Source organism: Streptomyces sp. NPDC046197 (genome assembly GCF_040646295.1).
Lineage (GTDB): Bacteria > Actinomycetota > Actinomycetes > Streptomycetales > Streptomycetaceae > Streptomyces.
In genome coordinates, this window is sequence record NZ_JBEYZY010000054.1 from 1 (window position 1) to 18,882 (window position 18,882).

The 18,882-nt window shown below is 69.2% G+C and carries 13 protein-coding genes, 1 tRNA gene and 1 pseudogene; 4 read left to right on the forward strand and 11 right to left on the reverse strand.

The window, feature by feature from the left end; all coding sequences use genetic code 11:
• Positions 1-268 precede the first annotated feature (268 nt).
• The gene (locus AB0A61_RS38100) at positions 269-1,411 is read left to right on the forward strand and encodes a hypothetical protein (protein WP_361303310.1); all 1,143 of its coding nucleotides are present in this window, start codon (positions 269-271) and stop codon (positions 1,409-1,411) included.
• A 325-nt stretch (positions 1,412-1,736) separates the two neighbouring features.
• On the opposite strand, the gene AB0A61_RS38105 is transcribed toward AB0A61_RS38100, so the two are convergent.
• Positions 1,737-2,120, reverse strand: a complete 384-nt coding sequence (locus AB0A61_RS38105; protein ID WP_361303313.1) for a helix-turn-helix domain-containing protein — start codon at positions 2,118-2,120, stop codon at positions 1,737-1,739.
• Positions 2,121-2,309: 189 nt separating this feature from the next.
• Here AB0A61_RS38105 and AB0A61_RS38110 point away from each other — a divergent pair.
• Together AB0A61_RS38110 and AB0A61_RS38115 are read left to right on the forward strand one after the other, a co-directional pair.
• Positions 2,310-3,065 (forward strand): annotated as a pseudogene (locus AB0A61_RS38110) (IS256 family transposase); the annotation flags it as partial.
• A 509-nt stretch (positions 3,066-3,574) separates the two neighbouring features.
• Complete coding sequence (locus tag AB0A61_RS38115) at positions 3,575-4,525, forward strand: alpha/beta hydrolase (RefSeq protein WP_361303316.1); 951 nt, start codon at positions 3,575-3,577, stop codon at positions 4,523-4,525.
• Positions 4,526-4,619: 94 nt separating this feature from the next.
• On the opposite strand, the gene AB0A61_RS38120 is transcribed toward AB0A61_RS38115, so the two are convergent.
• The 4 genes from AB0A61_RS38120 to AB0A61_RS38135 form a co-directional block, all read right to left on the reverse strand.
• Positions 4,620-6,050: a Cys-Gln thioester bond-forming surface protein gene (locus tag AB0A61_RS38120; protein WP_361303319.1), complete on the reverse strand. Its 1,431-nt coding sequence runs from the start codon at positions 6,048-6,050 to the stop codon at positions 4,620-4,622.
• 268 nt (positions 6,051-6,318) lie between these two features.
• Complete coding sequence (locus tag AB0A61_RS38125; protein WP_361303321.1) at positions 6,319-6,786, reverse strand: single-stranded DNA-binding protein; 468 nt, start codon at positions 6,784-6,786, stop codon at positions 6,319-6,321.
• Positions 6,787-7,512: 726 nt separating this feature from the next.
• Positions 7,513-9,894, reverse strand: a complete 2,382-nt coding sequence (locus AB0A61_RS38130; protein WP_361303324.1) for a YfjP family GTPase — start codon at positions 9,892-9,894, stop codon at positions 7,513-7,515.
• A gap of 3 nt (positions 9,895-9,897) precedes the next feature.
• A complete protein-coding gene (locus AB0A61_RS38135) occupies positions 9,898-11,505 on the reverse strand; it encodes a GTPase domain-containing protein (RefSeq protein ID WP_361303327.1) in 1,608 nt (535 codons plus the stop codon).
• Between the two features lie 321 nt (positions 11,506-11,826).
• On the opposite strand from AB0A61_RS38135, the gene AB0A61_RS38140 reads away from it, so the two are divergent.
• Positions 11,827-11,899, forward strand: a tRNA-Arg gene (locus AB0A61_RS38140).
• A 280-nt stretch (positions 11,900-12,179) separates the two neighbouring features.
• Here the strand turns inward: AB0A61_RS38140 and AB0A61_RS38145 are convergent.
• The 6 genes from AB0A61_RS38145 to AB0A61_RS38170 all read right to left on the reverse strand — a co-directional run bounded on the left by AB0A61_RS38145 (position 12,180) and on the right by AB0A61_RS38170 (position 18,869).
• The gene (locus AB0A61_RS38145; RefSeq protein WP_361303330.1) at positions 12,180-13,169 is read right to left on the reverse strand and encodes an ATP-dependent DNA ligase; all 990 of its coding nucleotides are present in this window, start codon (positions 13,167-13,169) and stop codon (positions 12,180-12,182) included.
• Between the two features lie 1,505 nt (positions 13,170-14,674).
• Positions 14,675-16,066 (reverse strand): site-specific integrase, encoded by a 1,392-nt coding sequence (locus AB0A61_RS38150; protein ID WP_361303333.1) that lies wholly within the window; start codon positions 16,064-16,066, stop codon positions 14,675-14,677.
• Positions 16,066-16,269, reverse strand: coding sequence for a helix-turn-helix domain-containing protein (locus tag AB0A61_RS38155; RefSeq protein WP_361303336.1), 204 nt, complete (start codon positions 16,267-16,269; stop codon positions 16,066-16,068). Before AB0A61_RS38155 ends, AB0A61_RS38150 begins: the two co-directional genes overlap by 1 nt.
• On the reverse strand, positions 16,266-17,300 hold the full coding sequence (locus tag AB0A61_RS38160) for an AAA family ATPase (protein ID WP_361303339.1): 1,035 nt from the start codon (positions 17,298-17,300) through the stop codon (positions 16,266-16,268). Before AB0A61_RS38160 ends, AB0A61_RS38155 begins: the two co-directional genes overlap by 4 nt.
• Before the next feature lie 246 nt (positions 17,301-17,546).
• A complete protein-coding gene (locus tag AB0A61_RS38165) occupies positions 17,547-18,314 on the reverse strand; it encodes a bifunctional DNA primase/polymerase (protein ID WP_361303342.1) in 768 nt (255 codons plus the stop codon).
• A gap of 90 nt (positions 18,315-18,404) precedes the next feature.
• Entirely contained in the window at positions 18,405-18,869 is a 465-nt protein-coding gene (locus AB0A61_RS38170; protein WP_361303345.1) for a hypothetical protein, read from the reverse strand.
• Positions 18,870-18,882 lie beyond the last annotated feature (13 nt).

Sequence of the window (18,882 nt, forward strand, 5' to 3'; positions counted from 1 at the left end):
AAGTACGTCCAGTACGAGGACTTCCGGCCGGCACGCCGAGAGCACGCACCGGACGTCACTCCTTGACGGGCGAACGTTGCCTGCCGGGGCACTAGCAGTGGTGATCAGAGCTCCCGCCCTTCGGATGAATCGCTTACTCCGCCCGGGTGAGGCGCGGAGCAGCAGTCAATCAAGCCGGTAGTCCCACGTTTCATCTTATGTATCCGACACCCAGAGCGGCCCCTCCGTGCAACACAGTGAGGCGGTCCGGCGCCCGCAAGGAGACCTCATGAGACGCGTCAGTATGTGCTGGACCGCTGCGGTCGCTGCCGCGGCCGCCGGCCTGACGGCCACTCCCGCCTCCGCGACCCGCGACGGGACCGAAGTGAGCTGCGACACGTCCGCCCTGACCACGGCGATCGCCAATGCCGCCGCGGGAGACACCCTGATCCTCGCCCGACACTGCACGTACCACCTCACTACGGCGTACGTGGACGGAGACGGGTTGCCGCCCATCACCAAGCGGCTCACCATCCGGGGCCGCGACGCGACCATCGTTCGCGACTCGCCAACTGCTGGCCCGTTCCGGATCTTCGACGTGGCATCCGGTGGTGACCTCCGCATTGACGACCTGACTATCAGGCATGGTCACGCCACGGTCGACGGCGGCGGCATTCGAGTGCAGTCAGGCGGAACCCTCTCGCTCGAGAGCAGTTCTGTCATTGACAACACCGCGGACAGCCTGGGTGGAGGGGTAGATGTCGCCCTCGGCGGCACCGCGACCATCAAGGACAGTCTTCTCACCCGAAACAACGGTGACACCGGCGGGGGACTTCAATCCGATGGCACGGTGAACGTCTACAATTCCCGCCTCACCTACAACTATGCGAATACCTTCGGTGGTGCCGTCGACCACGAATCCGGCACAGCAGAGTTCCACCGCACCTCCCTCAGAGACAACACGTCCCGCCTCGACGGCGGGGGCATCGACATCGACGGAGGCACGGTGAAGTTCGTCGACAGCAGCCTCACCAACAACATCACCGCCGGCACTACCGGTGGAGGCATCTGGAACGGAGGTGCCACGCTCACACTGGAGCGAACGGAGGTCACCGGCAATACCGTCGCTGGAGGGAACGGCAAGGGCGGCGGCATCTACAACACCGGTACCGGTACGCAACTCACACTTCACGAAAGCACTGTGGACGGCAACAGTGCCAATGGCCCGGCCAACTCACAGGGCGGAGGCATTTACAACACCAACGGCACCGTCACCTTGGACCGCAGCAGAGTCCAACGCAACGACGCCACAACCGCTCCCGGCGGTGTCTGGACCAACGTGCCCTTCACCGTCCAGGACTCCGAAATCAAGAACAACATCCCCAGCAACTGCACTGGCAGTCCAGTCGTCGTGACCGGCTGCACCGGCTGATCAAACAGCGGTGGGCGCATTCATTAGACGAGAAGGGGCAGGTCCCGACGACCAGCACTCGAATGGACGAGCCATCCTGATGGGCACATGTACCCCGCCTGCGAGCGTGGCTATACGGTCGGCTGACCACGTTTCCGCTCCAGCTTGGGAAGCTAAGCCGAACAGGGAAGCGCTCTGGCCTGCGGTTGTTTCGTAGATCGCAGATGCGCGAGAGCCCCTCGAAGATCGTCGAGGGGCTCTCGTGTTGTTCGGGATGCTGGTGGCCTTCTGATCCGTAGCTCTAAATAGATCGGTCAGTGACGGTCATACAGGCCACACTTCGGGTCTACAAGGACGCCACGGGACGGGACCGGTTGCTGTGGTTGCTGTACTTCGCTGCTGTACGCACCAACAGTGCGCTCCAACGGCAACGGAGCGCTAGCCAAGCATCGTCCGGACGAGGAGTGCGCCCACTGCGCTCCCCGCTCCTGTTTTTCCCTATTTTCGGGCGTCGTCTGCGTAGAATCGCCTGGTTGTGGGCCCACCAGGGGTTATAGGAGCCGTCGGCCTTGCGGCCGCGCTTCAGCTCTCGGTAGATCGTGGAGCGGTGCTTGCCGAGCTCGTCGGCGATCGCGGCCGCGGAGCGGCCGGCGTGCACAGCATCGGCGATGGCAATCCGGTCGTCCTGGGTCAGATAACGGGCATCGATAGGCTTGTCGGGCAAGATCATGCTCCCAGCCTTGATGAACCACACCGACCCGCAGCTGACGGATACGCCCCACCTGGCGGGCAGCGGCTGCCCCTTTCAGGCCACCTCTACGCAGTTCGAAGTACCTCTTAGGCACCCTCAGCGGCAGCTGGTTCGGCGCGTACCTGGGCATGACGTGGTCTCCATCGGGTTGTCGCGACGACCGATGGAAACCGCCCGGTATACCCGGTCGTCTTCATCGACTGTGTGAACGTGAAGATCAGGGAGGGGCAGGTCGCCAACCGGCCCGTCTACATGGCCGTAGCGGTCACCGCCGAGGGCCACCGCGACATCCTCGGCCCGTGGGTCGGCGACGGGGGTGAGGGCGCAAAAGATTGGCTCCAGGTGCTGACCGAGATCAAGAACCGCGGCGCCGCGGACGTGCTGATGCTGGTCTGTGACGGGCTGACGGGGTTGCCGGACGCGGTCAATGCGGTCTGGCCTGCGACGATCGTGCAGACGTGCGTGGTTCACCTGCTGCGCAACTCGTTCAAGTACTGCGGGCGGCAGGACTGGGAGAAGATCGCGCGTGGCCTGAAGCCGGTCTACACCGCGCCGACCGAGGACGCCGCGCTGGAGCGGTTCGTGGAGTTCGCCGAGACGTGGGGGAAGAAATACCCGGCGATCGTGCGGTTGTGGGAGTCGTCCTGGTCGGAGTTCGTGCCGTTCCTGCGGTTCGACGTGGAGATCCGCCGGATCGTGTGCACCACCAATGCCATCGAGTCGATCAACGCCCGCATCCGCAAGGCTGTGCGCGCCCGCGGGCACTTTCCGACGGAGCAGGCCGCGCTGAAGTGCGTGTATCTGGCGGTGATGAGCCTGGACCCGACCGGGACAGGGCGCCGACGCTGGGCGATCCGGTGGAAGCCGGCGCTGCAAGCGTTCGACATCACCTTCGACGGACGACTCTCGGCCGCCCGCCGCTAAAATCCGACAACCGAGTTACACCACTGGCATCGCTGGACACACCCCCCAAGACGGATGACGGCCCAGAGACGGCCCGAGCCGCCTGACACGGCCCCTCATCGGCGAAGAAACCGCTGGTGAGGGGCCTCTTCATGCCCTCTCCTGGCAAGTAACACCCCATCTTGCCTGACCGCCACCCCTGAGCGGAAACCCGTATGGGCGGGGGGCTCTGACCTGGGGCTTCGCCTCCGGTGGTGACGCCCTGGCGGGGCGGGGGCCGGTATGGCGGGCCGCGGGGGCATCCGCCTCTCCGGTCGACGGGTCCTGCCCCTCAACCTAGGCTTGGCAGGTAACCAATGCCCGGCCGGCGGGCCTGCACACTCCCGGCGGCGCGGCCATTCCTGGCGGATCGCACGCCGCGGGTGCCTCTGGTTTCGCGGCTGTACCGGCACGCGCGGCGCGAGCAGGAGCGGGGCGGCGCCCGCTGACGCAGTGCAGATCCCAGGTCCCCGCGAAGAGGGTGATGAGTGATGGCCGAACTCGTCCTGGAGCACGCGGCGCAGGAGCTCGCGGACGCCACGTCCAAGCCGCCCTTCCTCTACGAGATGACCGTGCAGGACGCACGGAAGGTTCTCGACGACATCCAGGCGGCGCCGATCCAGAAGCCCGAGGTCGACGAGAAGTGGATCACTGTACCGGCCGAGGTCGGCGATGTGAGGGTCCGCATCGTGAAGCCCCCCGGCGCCAAGGGCATGCTCCCCGCCGTGCTGTACATCCACGGCGGCGGGTGGATCCTCGGCAACGCCGGAACACACGACCGACTGGTCCGCGAGCTGGCGGTCGGCGTCTCGGCCGCCGTGGTCTTCGTCGAGTACACGCCCTCGCCCGAGGCGCGCTACCCGGTGGCGGTCGAGCAGGCCTATGCGACGGCGCGCTGGATCACGCGCGACGGCGCCTCCGAGGGCCTGGACGCCACCCGGCTCGCCGTGGCGGGCGACTCGGTCGGCGGCAACATGACCGCCGCCGTGACCCTGCTGGCCAAGCAGCGCGGCGATGTCGTCTTCGTGCACCAGTCGATGTACTACCCCGTCACCGACGCGGCCCAGAACACCGGCTCCTACCGCCAGTTCGCCGACGGCCCGTGGCTGACGGCCAAGGCCATGGAGTGGTTCTGGAACGCCTACGCCCCCGACCGCTCGGTCCGCAGCGAGATCACCGCCTCCCCGCTGAATGCCACCCCCGAGGACCTCTCCGGCCTGCCGCCGGCGCTGCTCATCACCGATGAGAACGATGTGCTGCGCGACGAGGGAGAGGCGTACGCCGCCAAGCTCCGGGCGGCCACGGTTCCCACCGTGTCCGTCCGCTACAACGGCATCTTCCACGACTTCATGATGCTCAACCCGCTACGACGGACGCAGGCCGCCTCGGCCGCGGTCGAGCAGGCCACAGCAGTCCTGCGCAAGGCACTCGACACCGGCTGATCCCCTCTCGCCAGTCCAGGTGGCAGGTCAGACCCGGGAGCAGGTCAGACCCGTAGCACGGCCCGACCACTCCAGCCCGGGGCCAGGGCCTCGGTCAGTCCTGGGCCGTCTTCTTCTTGCGGACGATGCTGAGGGCCGTGACGCCCAGCACCAGCAGGCTGAGGCCGATGGCCGCGATCAGCGGGGTCGTGCTGGTCCCGCCGGTCTCGGCGAGGTTCGTGCCGCCGGAGCTGCCGCCGACCGTCGCGGGGCGGGGCTCGCTGAGCGTCTGGACCGCCGCGCCGCCCGCGCCGCCCTGGGTCTTGCAGTCGAGGACGCCGGTGAAGCGCTGCCCTTGGCCGTTCGGACCGTTGATCGTGAAGTCGTAGGGCTGGTCCTCCTGGAGCGGGATCGTGACCGTTTCGGACCCGCCGGCCGGGATGCTGTGCCGGGCGCCCATCAGCTCGAAGGTGAACGCCTTGTCGCCCTTGTTCGCCGCAGTGATGTCCACCCCGCCCTTGGCGCAGTCCTTCGCCGCGGACAGTGCGGGTATCGGACCCCTGTCGGCCCAGGTGGCGGTCGCGGTAGCGGACACCGTCGACTCGCTGGAACCGGCAAGGACCTGTGTCTGGCTGCGGCTGTCGGAGGTGAACGCGCGACCGACCGGCACGGTGGTGGAGGCCTGCGCGGTCAGCGCGGCCGTGCCTCCCGCGCCGCTCGGCGCCCGGACGCCCCCAGCAACGTCTTTCGGCACCGCGAAGAACACCTGGCTGCCGTTCTTGGCGGACGTGATCGCCTTTCCGTCCTTGCCGACGATCCGCACACCGCTGGTGGCGGCGTCCGCGGGTGGGGTGACCGTCACGCTGCTCGCGTTGGTGTGCACCGTCACCGGTCCGAGCCGCTCGCCGGGGTGGCCCGAGACGGCGGGCGGGTCGAGAGTCAGCGAGGCCTTGGGCTCGGGCAGGTTACGGGCGCTCTTGTGGAGGTAGTCGGCGAGCTTCTCCGCCTGCGGGGCCAGGGCGTCGACGTGGGCGCCGTCCGAGTAGCGCCAGATCGCCACCTGGGTGCCCGCCGCGGCGTCCTGCTCGGTCAGGTTCCCGACCCCCGCCTTGGCGGCGAGCGCGGCGAGGTCGTTCACCTGTGGATAGGAGTGCTGCAGAATCCAGTTGATCTTCCCGGCGTTCTTGTTGGTACCCAGCGAGGTGCCGCTCCAGGGTGTCTCGTGGTACTTGGCGTCCCTCTGTGTGGGGTTGTGGATGTCCACGCAGTACGTCTGCAGGGTGCCGCCGCCGTCGACGGACATCTCGAACAGTCCCGCGGACACCTGGTACTCCCCGCCGGTGTCATGGACGACGGCGGTGCCATAGGTCTTGAGGCTGCCTATGGTGGCCGTCGCCCCGCCCTGACTCTGCGGTGTCCCGTCGGCGGCGGCCGGGCCGGCGCCGGTCAGCACACCGACCGCGACGAACCCGGACACGACAGTCGCGGCCGCGAGGCGGGCCGCCCCTCGCCTGCCCGCGGAAGGCGCAGCGAACCAAGCACACACAGAATTCCCCTTCCAGCAGGACCCGTTGACGTGGGGGGTACGGTCCCACCAGCAGAATCTCAAGCCACGAGAGCTGTCCCGGCATCCTAAGGACCGGGCACGCACCACGCTCCCCAGTCATATCGTCGGATGACTGATCCGAATCGGAATCGTTATCGCCAACAACCGCCCACGAGCAGGGCTTATCGACAAATCCACTGGGTCGTTCCGGAGCGCACTCGTCGATAAGCCGCAGTTCGGTCGGAGCAGTGCCGGCGTCTCTCTGACGTCACGTCACCGCGGCTGGTTCCGGGCGCCGTTGGGCTTCGTCGCCCGGGGTGTCCCCAGCCGGGGTCTCCCAACTCGGCTCCGGCTCCGCAGGGGAGCTCGCCGACTCCGGCCTGCCCGTGCGCCGGAACGCCGCCGTGCCCCGCGCGAGGTCGTGGCCGATCGCCAGCGCGTCGATGTCCGCCGAGGTCCGGTTCTGACCGTCGCGGACCTCTGTGCGCACCTTGAGCCTGCCCTGCACGATGACCGGGTCGCCCACGCTCAGTGACGCCATCGTGTTCGCGGCGAGCTGGCGGTTGGCCCACACCGTGAAGAAGTTGGTGTGCCCGTCCGTCCAGGCACTCTTCTCGCGGTCCCAGTAACGCGAGGTCACCGCCAGCCGGAACCTCGCCGACGCGCCCGACGCCAGCTCCCGGTACACCGGCTGCGTCGCCACATTGCCCACGGTGCAGACCAACGTCTCGTTCATTTCGAACCCCTCCCTCGTCCGGCCGCTTCGCGCCGGGTGATGCGCGTACGGGCCCGTCCCGTACGGCTGCGTCTGCCGTGACGGCCGCGTTCGTCGCGATCGCCACGTGGTCAGACTGCCTGCGCCGGGCCGAGCCCACTGACGGGTGTGGACAAGCCCGCGCCTGTGGAAAACTCCGCCACCCGAACGAGGGACCGTCGTCCACAGGGCGCCCCCATCACGCCGAGGATGCGACCACCACCCGCCGCCGTGTTCCCCGGTCGCCAGGTCACGGAGCTGAGCTGCCCCTGAGCTGCCCCTGAGCTGTCCGGTCGCCAGAACGTGGAGCTCAGCGCCCCCGAGCTGCCCAACCACCCGGTCACGGAGCTGAGCCACCCCCAGCTGCCGGGCCGCGAAACTCAGCCACCCCCGAACTGCCGGACCGCCAGGCCGCGAAGTTCAGCCACCTCCCAGCTGCCGGACTACCAGGCCGCGAAACTCAGCCACCCCCCAGCTGCCGGACCGCCAGGCCACGAAACTCAGCCACCCCCCAGCTGCCGGACCGCCAGGCCACGAAACTCAGCCACCCCCGAACTGCCGGACCACCAGGCCGCGAAACTCAGCCACCCCCCAGCTGCCGGACCGGCGAGCCACCAAGCCATCGAGCCCACTGAGCCACTCTGTCGTGGAGCGGTTCATGATCGGAGACGGCCGAACCACCGAGCCACGACCCGGCCGCCCCCCGGCTCACCTCCCGGTCCCGGCTTCCGCCCCCGCCCCTGCCCCGGCCCCGGCTCCCTGGACCCGTGCGTACTGCTCCCGCACCTCCTGATAGCGCAGCAGCTCCGCCGCGAGCGGATCGAGCACCCGGGCCCGGCCGCAGCCCGCGGCCGCCTCCCGCAGGCGGCGCTCCGCATCCTGCCCGTAGCGCCGGGCCGGCCCGCGCGCCGCGATCCGGCAGCTCCACTCCACGACCGGGCCGCCGATGATCCCGGCCACCATGAGCAGCACCGGGACCCCCAGGTTCGGCGTGACGACCCCGATGATCTGGCCCACCAGCCACAGTCCCCCGACCACCTGGAGGAGCGTCATCGACGCCTGGGCCAGGACCGCCGCCGGCCACCACCCGGGCCGCGGCGGCCGCCCCGGGGGCAGCCCGGCCCGCGCCGCCAGTTCGTCGAGCGCCTCGGGCAGCCCCTGCGCCCCGCGCACGGCGGCCTCGCGCACCGCCTGCGCCCAGGGCGTAGGCAGGCCGGCCGAGGCCCGGTCGGCCACCGTACGCACCGCCTGTTCGACACGCTGACGCGCCGTGGCCTCCTCGTCCGGCTGCGCCCGCACCGCGACCCGCCCGGTGGGAGGGTCGCGCCGGTCCTGGCACCAGCGCCACAGCCGCAGCCAGGGCGTGCCGCACGCGCGGTTGGCGTTGCGCAGCCAGGCACGCTCGGCGGCCTCACCCGCGGCGGTGGCGCCCACCGCGTCGGCGAGCCGCGCGGCGAACTCCTCGCGCGCCTCCTCGCTGAGCCCGGCGCGCCGCCCCGTGGCGTAGACGGGCCGCAGCCGCACCGCGGCGGCGTCCACGTCCGCCGCGATCCGCCGCGCCGCCGCGCCCCGCTCCGCCACGAAGTGACCGAGTGCCTCGCGCAGTTCGCCGATGCCGTCCCCGGTGAGCGCGGACAGCGCCAGCACGGTCGCACCCGGTTCGCCGTACTCCCCCAGAGCGATCCCGTCCTCGTCGAGGAGGCGTCGCAGGTCGTCGAGGACCTGGTCGGCGGCCTCCCCGGGCAGCCGGTCGACCTGGTTCAGGACGACGAACATGACCTCCGCGTGGCCCGCCATGGGGCGCAGGTACCGCTCGTGGAGGACGGCGTCGGCGTACTTCTCGGGGTCGACGACCCAGATGACGGCGTCGACGAGCGCCAGGATGCGGTCCACCTGCTCGCGGTGCTGCACGGCGGCCGAGTCGTGGTCGGGCAGGTCCACCAGGACGAGCCCGCGCAGCTGCGGGTCCGCGTCGGAGCCCTGGACCGGGCGCCTGCGCAGCCGCCCCGGAATGCCGAGCCGGTCGATGAGGGTGGCCGCGCCGTCGCTCCAGCTGCACGCGATGGGTGCCGCGGTGGTCGGCCGCCGTACGCCGGTCTCCGAGATGGCCACGCCGGCGAGCGCGTTGAACAGCTGCGACTTGCCGCTGCCGGTGGCGCCCGCGATGGCGACGACGGTGTGCTGCCCGGAGAGCCGCCGCCGCGCCGCCGCCTCGTCCAGGACGCGGCCGGCCTCGGCGAGCGTCCGGGTGTCCAGGCGGGTGCGGGACAGGCCCACCAGCTCGCGCAGCGCGTCCAGGCGCGACCGCAGTGGCCCGTCGTAGGCGAGCGGCGCCACACGCTGGGGGCGGGAAGGCCTGGTCGCGACGATCGGCACCTGCTCGGCCGCGGTGGCCTCGGTCACCCGCCGCGCGATCAGCCCGTCGTCCCAGACGTCCGCGGATTCCGTACGGCCCGGGGTCTCGCTCCCCTTCGTGTGCGGGAGACCGCCGACGCGCTCCACGTCGTTCTGCACGCGCGCGTGGCGGTCGCGGCGGCGCGCGTCGCTCTTCACGCGCGCGTGCTCGTCCTCCGCCCGTGGTCGAGGGCGTTCGCCGCCCTCGGTGTTCGCCTCCCGGGCCGCCTCCCGGGCTGCCTCCCGGGCTGCCTCCCGGCCCCCCTCGGGAAGCCGCTCGGCGGCGGCGCCCCCGCCCGGGGCACCTGCACTCGCTGCCCGGGCACCCATGGACGAAGCGGCCTCTGCCGGCGTGCCCTCCACCGGACGGGGCCCGTCGGCGGAGCCCTCCGCAGAGCCCGCCCCAGAGCCCTCGACAGAGCTCTCCACAGAGCTCTCCACAAGGCTGCGCAGGTCGCTGATCACGTCCCTGGGGCCCCCGGGCCGCTGGGCGTCCGCAGGCTGCCCCTCCGTGAGCCGGGCATCCTCGTCGTCGGCCATGTGCCCGGCGTCCGTACGGCGCCCGGCCTCGTCGCGGACCGCGCTCGTCGGGCCCCCTGCCTTCGTACCGTCCTCGGTGTCCGCTGCGCCCTCGGAGCCCGTGTCCTCCGTCTGATCGGCGTGTTCCCTGTGGTCCTGGTCAGTGACGGCGGTCACCGGTCACCTCTCCTTCAGCAGTACGGACAGCGCGGCAATGAGTTCGGCCTGGGGCTCCGGATGCACTTCCAGCGCGTCGAGCGGGGCCAGCCGACGCTCGCGTTCGGTGTGCATGGCGCGGTCCAGGTAGTCGGCGAGCAGCCGGTCGGCCCGGTCGCGCAGCCGCAGCGCCCCCTGCGCCCCGACCCGCTCGGCCAGCCTCTCGCCCGCTGCCCGGGCCCGGCGGCCGCCCAGCAGGCTGGTGGCGACCAGAGCGGCGACGACCTCGGAATCCGGGGTGACGCTCCGGTCCATTTCCCGCACCTCTTCCTCGGCGTACTCCTCGAGTTCCCGCCGCCACCGCCGTACGGCCAGCCCGATACGGTGCTCGGCGTTCTGCGTCGCGGGACCGCGGTCGGCCAGCCCGGGGGCGCCCGCCGCGGGCTCGCGCCGCCAGGCGTCCTCGATGCGTTCGTCGGCGGCCGTGACGGCGCACAGGATGAGGGCCGCCAGGCTCTCCACGAGCGCGTCGAGCAGTTCGGTGGCGGTGCAGTCCAGGGGGAAGGCGCGCCACCGTTTCAGGGCGTCCCCGGCGAGCACGGCCCCGGCGTGCAGTCGCCCCCGTACCCGCGCGAGCTCGTTGTCGTACGCGCTGTCGACCGCGGAGGTCAGCCGCAGTGCGGCCGCGTACTGTGCGGCTGCGGCGCCGGCCAGCTCGGGCAGCCGGGACTTCAGCGAGTTCAGCAGGCCGGTGGCCGTGCGGGCCATGACCTGGTGCCGGGCCGTGGTGTCCTGCGCCTGGTGGACGAGCCAGGTGCGCAGCGGCGCCACGGCGCTGGCCGGCAGCAGTCCGCCGCCCCAGGCCGACTCGGGCAGTTCGGGGACCGTGAACCGCGGTACGTCGCCGAGCCCTGCCTTGGTGAGCAGCGCACAGTACTGGCGGGAGACCTCGGAGACGACCTGGTGGGGTACCCGGTCGAGCACGGTCACGAGGGTGGCGTCGTACTCCTTGGCGGTGCGCAGCAGGTGCCAGGGCACGGCGTCGGCATAGCGGGCCGCCGTGGTGACCATGACCCAGATGTCGGCGGCGCAGAGCAGTTCGGCGGCCAGGGCCCGGTTGTCGGCGAGGAGGGAGTCGATGTCGGGTGCGTCGAGGAGGGCGAGGCCCTCGGGCAGGGTGTCGACCGTCTCGATGCGCAGGACTCGGGAGCCGTCGTCGTCGGTCGGCAGCAGGTCGTCCAAGGGGTCATGTGCGGGCTCCCACGCGCGCGTGAGGTCGGGCAGGATACGCATGCCGCTGAACCAGTGGTGATCTTGAGGGTGGCACACCAGCACCGGAGTCCGCGTCGTGGGCCGCAGCACCCCCGCCTCGCTGACCCGCCGCCCGACAAGGGAGTTGACGAGCGTGGACTTCCCCGCGCCGGTCGATCCCCCCACAACGGCCAGCAATGGCGCTTCGGGCTGCGTCAACCGGGGCACCAAGTAGTCATCGAGCTGCGCGAGCAGTTCGTCGCGGTTGGCACGCGCGCGTGGAGCCCCCGGGAGGGGCAGCGGGAAGCGTGCGGCGGCGACACGGTCGCGCAGGGCGGAGAGTGCGTCGAGCAGCTGAGGCCGTACGTCCAAGGTCACCACATGCGAAGAATGCCCAATTTTGGGGGATTTCTGAAGCATATGAGCATGTCTGCGCGCCGATAGAACACAAGGGACGGAAGGGATGACTGGGACGCGGGCACAGTCCAGGCATAACGAGTGCACAACACCCGGTGCGTGAGCCGCCAAAAGCGGTGCACGATTCGTACCTGCCTGCGATTATCAGGACCGCTTCACCGAACCTCCACATTGAGCCACGGAGGCGAAGCAACAGGGACGAGGACACAAGAGCCCTATCCTTGTCCCCGGCAACGTCACGGATCAGCCCTGACCCGGGCACCACGACAGAGGCCACCACACCCGGCCCCCGTAGCTCAGTGGATAGAGCAGGCGCCTTCTAAGCGCTTGGCCGCAGGTTCGAGTCCTGCCGGGGGCGCCCAGCCTCAGCCCTCCCCGCGGGAGGGCTTTTTGCTGGTCAGAGCGGGTGTAGCCGCACACAGAAGAGCGCCAGACCCGCCCCCAGTGGTCGCGGGGAGGCTCCGGCGCCGTCCGGCTGTCACCGGGTTTCTGCGGGTGGCTGCGGCAAATACGCGGCGAAGTTCTCCGGCGGCCGTCAGCCGGTCTCGGGCAGGTCGGGGCGATCACCTCGCGCCAAGATCCGCTGCTTGACGTTCCACAGCTGCCTTGAGATGCACAGGGCAGCTCTGAACGTGCGGTCACCCGGCGGCCGGCACGGCGCCCTCGCCGAAGGCGGCAACGTCCTGTGGCGCCATGTCCTCACGGAGGCGGATGAACCGCACCGGATGCCACCAGACCCCCCTGTCCTGAGCGGTGTCCACGTCGATCTCCGCAACCAGCGTGGGCTCGACGAGGACGACGTCGAGGGGTGACCGAGACGCCCACGACGTCGTGAATCGCACGCCCTCCCACGGATGCCCAGGCCTGGCAGCCGTGAGCCTGCCGCCGAGGCGCCGGGCCGCCTCCGGGGACAGCTGAGTGCTACGGGCGACCAGATGCAAGGCTCCGTCCTGGTCATAGCGGCCCATCAAGAGGCTTTGCGGGCGGGGCAGAGTGCCGGTGATCGCCCCGACGATGCCCTCAGTTGTGTTCCTGCGGCGGATCTTGTACCAACCCCGAACGCCCGGAAGGTACCGCTGGTCCCGCCCGCGGATCACCAGCCCCTCAAGGCCTGGCACCTGCGTCCAGGAGGCCAGCCACTCCTGTGCAGTCCGGACGTCGCCTGTCTCGGGGCACAGCGTCCACGGCGTACTCAGCCCATGCTCGCGGAACAGACCCTCCAGCCTCTCGCGTCGACGCCCGTACGGCTCACGGAGCAACTCCTGCCCGGCGGCTTGCAGGACATCAAAGGCGATGAAGTGCGCGGGCAGGTCCTCGGCGAGCCGTACGGCTGTCCGGCCACTGGAAGCCGCACGGCGCTGCAGCGCCTCGAAGGACAGCTGCTCGCCATCCCACACGACCAGTTCGCCATCGAGGACAAGGCCATCAGGCAGATTCCCCGCGGCCTGGCCGAGGTCGGGAAAGCGCCCCTGAATGAAGGCGCCCCGACGGGACTGCAGAACCGCCGAGCCCAGAACCAGGCTGGGGGTGAAGAGCAGGGCACGATAGCCGTCGAACTTGGGCTGAAAGACCAAGCCGCCGGGCAGCGCTCCGGGCGGAGGCAACTGGTCACGGGGCTGCGCCAACATCGGTTCTACCGGGGGCCGCAACACCATACGTCTGGTCTACGACTGGGACACCATCCCCGCGACTTGGAAGGAGCGGTTGCCGGTTCAGGCCCGTATGGCGGCGCAGACCGAGGAGACTTTCCTGTCGCATCAAAGCGGCTCGCTCCGCTCACCGCGCGCGGCCGGCCCTCAACCAGGCCTGCGCCCCGCTCCAGCCCGCCCGGCACCCGGGCCGCGCACACAGCAGTCAGCCATCTGAGGCCAGCGACACGTTACGCCCTGGCTGGGGCGGTCGCTTCCACGGCTTTACCAACCACGTTGGCGCGAGCCTCGCAGATCCTGGCCCCAACGTCATACCCTCTGCGCGCCTTGCCGACATGCAGCCATGAGCCGTGTGGGTGATATTGGGAGATGGGGCGGTTATCCGCAGCGCGAAGCGCGTTCTCTCTCCGAATTCTCTAAGCTTCTTTCCGCAACAACTGCCTCGATACGAGTGTCACATATGACGTGCATCAGACGGCGAGGAAACGTTCACATGCGTGAGAGATTCCATCACTGGAAACCAAGACCGGCCATAGTGAGAGGTTTCTTCACGATCCTCGCAATTGCCATGATCCTTGTGGGCTGCGCCACCATAGTTGCCGACCGTCCTAGCGGAGACCCAGGGGAATTGGCCAACATAACACCAGTCACTGATTGCACCGGAGGAATGAAAAGGAATTCAATATATCTGTACGTCACGACCTCCCTCGACAATAGCGGCTGGTATACCGAGGACGTCACAGTTAGCGGCGGCATCGCATCTCGATGCGTAGTCCACTTTCCATTGCCCTCCAACTCTAAGGATTTCTCGGTATCAATTACCAGAGGATGGGCAAGTGCCCGTAAGGGCGGCGCGCCGCCGGATGTTCAGGTAATACTTCCACCAGGGCAATCTCTTGCGGGTTTTTCGTTCAAAACCAATGATGGGGTTACGCGGCCAGGGCTCGACAGTCTTCAGGTTTCCCTCCGGGAAGACAAATTCCTCGGGACCGATTGGTACTGGCTCCAGACAACGGAGGCGTGCCCGTCCGGTAAATCCCTATCAGAGATCACGCCTGAGGGACAGCGGCAGCCGCAAAACAAAGTAATCTGGCAAAGTTTAAGCGGAGAGGGGCAGTTTTCGGTGACGTGTACTAACCGGGACACGCGCTTTTGGGTTGAACACGCGACCGACCTCATTGTGCTTGGCGTCGGAGCCCTCCTAGGTGCGCTTGTTGCATGGAAGTCAGAGGATCGCATAAAGGCGCCGGTCTCCCCAGCGTCATGCGTGCAGATACGCAGAGCGGCTAACCGCGAAAAGCGTCTCCGTATCTATTCCAGTCGCCAGAATGCCTCCATGCGCTACTGGCGTCGGAACACGTGATCTCAACGGGTTTATACAGAACAGCGCCGGACCCGCCCCGCTAATCGCAGGGCGGGTCCGGCGCTGTTCGGCTGTCACCGAGTGGGTGTATGCGTACACGGAGGAGTTCTTCGGGTCGCCGTCAGCCGGTCTCAGACAGCTCAGGGAGGTCGCCACGTGCCAGAATCCGCTGTTTCAGGTCCTGGAGGTGGCCCGAGATGCATCGGGCGTAGATGGCCAGCAGGACGGGGACACTGTTGCCCGCCCACTCAGCCACCTGCGCCGGCGGGATGCCGTCGTTCAGCCAGTTGGTCAGGCAGGTGTGCCGCAGGTCGTACACCCGCTTGCCGAGCGGTGAGGCGAATTCCTCCGGATGCAGCATTCCCGCGCGAGCGGTCCGCCACGCCCGTCGGATGACCGAGCCTGCGAGCATGCCGCCCTTCTCACCCTGGAACAGAAGATCCCCCGGCTTCAGGTTCTCTTCCTTGATGTGCTCGCGCAGGATCCGCGTCAACGACGGGTGTCCCGGCACGACGCGTGTGTCATCCGAAGCACGTCCCTTCAGCCCGCGCTCTTCGTGAATCTCGCCGTCATCCGTCCAGTTCTTCCCGACTTCCGGCTGAGCCGTGTGGAACAACAGCTCACACCACTGGTCTTCGGCGTCCTCGTCCGGCAGGCGAACGTCCGCCACGCCCATCGCCACGACTTCCTCGGGTCGCGGCCCGGCGTAGTACATCGTGGCGAAGAAGGCATGGAGCCGCTTGCCGCCGCGTGGACGCCGGCGTACCCACCCGAGCAAGCGCGCAGCCTGCTCCGGGTTGAGCAGAGACCTCTTGTCCACGGCGGACGACGTCTGGGGCGCCGCCCCTCTCCCCTTCGGCAGGGGGTTCGCTCGCAAGATCCGGTGCTTGACGGCGTACTCCATGGCCACGTTCAGGATCCGCCGGTTGCGTTTGACGGAGCTTGCCGCGGCGCGCGTACCGTCCAACTTCGAGTCGACGGTCCGAAGTACCTCCTCGACCTTGGCGGGGTCCTCCCATGCGGCCATGGTCAGAGTGTTGCGCTTCACCCACTTCAGGATGGAGGCCACCTGTGGAGGAGCGTCCTCGCGGCGGCGCGTGTTGAACGCGAACTCCCGCAGCGCGGTGCGCACGTCGACCGGACGGAACGCCGTCGGCTCTGCACGCAGCAGAGCGACGGTGGTCGCCATGAGTGTCTTGGCAGTGTTCTTGCGGTTGTTCCCGCCGGTCCGGTGCCACTGGGCGTCTGAGAACTGGACAGCGAAGTCGTACCAGTTCACTGCACTCGCCCCAGACTGGTGGGAGACCGGGCGCCCCGTGGCGAGGCTGAAGGCCTCTCCGCGGCGTGTGGCACTCACCAGCTCGGAGCGAAAGGCATCGGCGAGCGCCTTCGTGTCGAACGGTGCTCGCCACTCCCTACCATCCAGTTCCCAGCGCACGCTGTACGTCGTCTTGCGCTTGCCCCGGTAGACCCTGATGGCCCAGATCTTGACGTTGTACGTCGTGCCATCCATCAGGCGCAGTCCTCACGATCGTCCAGCCAGTTCTCGTAGTCACTACGCCGGATCCGGATGTCACCATTCGGCAGCTTGATGCAGCGCGGAGCGCGCCCCTTCGCACGCCAGTCGTAGAACGTGGAGCGCGAGATCTTCAGGTCCTTGCAGACCTCAGCGAGCGTGAGCTTTTCGTCTCGTGACCTGGGAAGTGCTGTCGTCACAGGGCGCCCCCTTCGCTGCTCGGGCCGGACAGGTCGGACAGCTCCAATTCCGACTGTCCGGAGTATTCGCGCTGTTCAGAGCGGGTGCCCGGACAGCCGGACAGTGCGGACACCTCTTGGGCGCTCTGTGTCCGGGTGTCGGTGTCCGGGTAGTACCGGCCGCCGGGGTCCTTGGTGAGCTGGCCGGCGTCGGCCATGCGGTTGCAGGTGCGGCGGATCGTGTCAAGGTCGACGTGCGGCAGCTCGCCCGCCATGTCTTTCGGCTTGGCGCCGGGGTGGGTGCGGACGTAGCGCAGGATCGTGGCGCGGGTGTCGCTGACTGTGTGGTCGGTGACTGGGCCGTCCAGCAGGTGCCAGGCGCCGGAGGCGGGTTGGAAGCTGAGGGCGTACTCGGCTTCGTCCACATCGCGGCCGGTGACGTGCAGGATGCCGTCCGCCTGCCCACGGGCGCGCTTCAGCACGAGCGTGGCGTCTGCGGCTCCGGCGATGCCGTTGGTGCCGGAGACCTCGGTCAGGAAGTCCTCGGAGCCTGCCTTACGGACGTGGTGGACCAGGACGACGGCCACGCCGTAGTGGTCGGCGAGCCGCTTGGCGTAGCCGACGGCGACATAGTCAGCGTCGTAGGCGGACACCCCGGCCGGGGCCTGTCCGCGCATCTTGGCGAACACGTCGATGACGACCATGCGCGCGTCGGGGTTGCGCTCCAGCCACTGTGCGATGGCCTCGGTGCCGCCCTGGGGGAAGGGCGGGCATTCTGTGACCAGGGTCAGCCCGGCGGGGGCCGGCTGTCCTCCGAGGATCTTGCCCATGCGGGTCTGGAGTCGGCGTGGGGTGTCTTCCAGGGCGAGGTAGAGGACCGGGCCGCCCTGGACGGGTACGGAGTCGAACGCCTTGCCGCCGGCCGCGACGGACAGGCCCAGTCCGAGGGAGAGCCAGGACTTGCCGACCTTGGGCGGTCCGGCGAGCACGTTGACGCCTTCGGCGAGGATGCCGGGCACGGCCCATTTTGGCTCGGGGAAGTGCGCGGCCATGAGCTGATCGGCCGTCCATGCGGTCCGTGGGCGCTCCCGTTTCGGCGGCGCCGTGGGGGCGCCTCGGGGTCGCTGGGCACGGAGTACAGGTGCAGGGGCGGGATGGGGTTGGCGCTCATGCTGCGACCGTCCGGGGGCGACGTGCTCCCGCTCGCAGGCCGGAGGTGATGGTGCGCTGTGCCTCGCGCTCGCCCTGGCCGGCTTGGAGCGCGGCCGTGAGGAGCCAGCCGGTGACGTCGGCTTCGTTCAGCTCGCCTCCGGCGACGAGCTGTCCGAGGGCGACGGCGGCGATGTAGAGGCTGTTGTTGTGCTCGTGCGGGCCGGAGTTGGTGACCCGCTGCACTTCCCCGTTGATCGCGGAGCGGAGGAAGGCGGTGTGCCGTCCCCGGCCGGTGAGGGCGACCGTGACGGGTGTCTGCGGGGGCAGCGGGGCGGGCGCAGGAGTTCGGCGAGCCAGTCCGGCAGGGGTGCCACGGGGCCGTGGTGGGTGACCTCGTAGGGATGTCCGGCGAAGGTGCTGCCCGCGCCGACCACGAGTCCGCCCCACGCGCGGGTGTCGACCTTCCAGCCCAGCCCGCGGGCGCTGTCCCCGGCGGTGTTGCGCAGGGTTTCGCCCTCGGGGGCGGCGAAGTACAGGTGGGTGCCGCCGCTCCACGTGCGCACCGTGTAGGTGTCGGCGGGGAAGGGCTGGCCGTGGCGCTCGCAGAGCACGGCGAGCACGTCGGCGCCGTCGGTGGCGCCGTGCTCGGCCCAGGCGGCCGGCGGGGTGTCGCCGGGGTGCTTGGGCTTGTCCAGGTCGATGACGACCAGGCCGGAGGGGCCGGTGGCGATGCCGACGTTGAAGGCGGCGACGGACCATGCGCGGGTGATGCGGTCTGGGTCGGTGGTGGCGCGGGTCTCCCAGTCGGAGACGGCCGGGCGCTTGTCACCGGGGATCAGGGGGAAGACACGCCAGTCACGCGACGCTGCGTCGAGCGCTGCGGTGAGCTGGGCAGAGCCGTCCAGGTGCGGCATGCTGGGGGTTCTCCTGTTCTGTCTGCGGATGGGCAGGGAGAACCGTGGCGGCGGGCGACCTTGCTGGGGAGTCCCGCCGCCGCGGCGTTGCTACTGGTTCTTGGCCCAAGCGGCGTACTGCTGGCGGACGTAGTGGCGCGGATTGCAGATGACGGCCGTGCCGTCCAGTTCCATCAGCCGCTGCGCGGCTCGGGTGGCGAGGTCGGCCGCGTCGCTGGTGATGCTCCACGCTTCATCGCTCAGCGCAATCCGGTCTAGCAGCGCGGCCTTGCGGAGCCAGAACTCCCGGTTCATCCCGTCGTAGAACGGCCTGTCGGCCGCCGTCCTGGCGGTCCATCCGATCTCGCTGATGGTGCTCGGGGCGAGCGCGTATGCCTCGTCCGGCGTGGGCCACTGCTCCGACTCGGGGCGGTGGTCGGCGGTGATGTACAGGCGGGTGCGCTGGCCGTCGTGGGTGGGGTGCTGGCGTACGGGTCCAGTGGTGAAGGCGGCGGACAGGGTCGCGCTGACCCGGTCGGTGTCGTCCGGGTCGCAGATGATGCGGATCTCGAACACGGCTCTCCTGTTG

Excerpts from the sequence above, each read along its gene's own strand:
- AB0A61_RS38100 (WP_361303310.1), top strand. The coding sequence starts at position 269 with ATGAGACGCGTCAGTATGTGCTGGACCGCTGCGGTCGCTGCCGCGGCC.
- AB0A61_RS38105 (WP_361303313.1), bottom strand. The coding sequence starts at position 2,120 with ATGATCTTGCCCGACAAGCCTATCGATGCCCGTTATCTGACCCAGGAC.
- AB0A61_RS38115 (WP_361303316.1), top strand. The coding sequence starts at position 3,575 with ATGGCCGAACTCGTCCTGGAGCACGCGGCGCAGGAGCTCGCGGACGCC.
- AB0A61_RS38125 (WP_361303321.1), bottom strand. The coding sequence starts at position 6,786 with ATGAACGAGACGTTGGTCTGCACCGTGGGCAATGTGGCGACGCAGCCG.
- AB0A61_RS38145 (WP_361303330.1), bottom strand. The coding sequence starts at position 13,169 with ATGTTGGCGCAGCCCCGTGACCAGTTGCCTCCGCCCGGAGCGCTGCCC.
- AB0A61_RS38150 (WP_361303333.1), bottom strand. The coding sequence starts at position 16,066 with ATGGATGGCACGACGTACAACGTCAAGATCTGGGCCATCAGGGTCTAC.
- AB0A61_RS38160 (WP_361303339.1), bottom strand. The coding sequence starts at position 17,300 with ATGGCCGCGCACTTCCCCGAGCCAAAATGGGCCGTGCCCGGCATCCTC.
- AB0A61_RS38165 (WP_361303342.1), bottom strand. The coding sequence starts at position 18,314 with ATGCCGCACCTGGACGGCTCTGCCCAGCTCACCGCAGCGCTCGACGCA.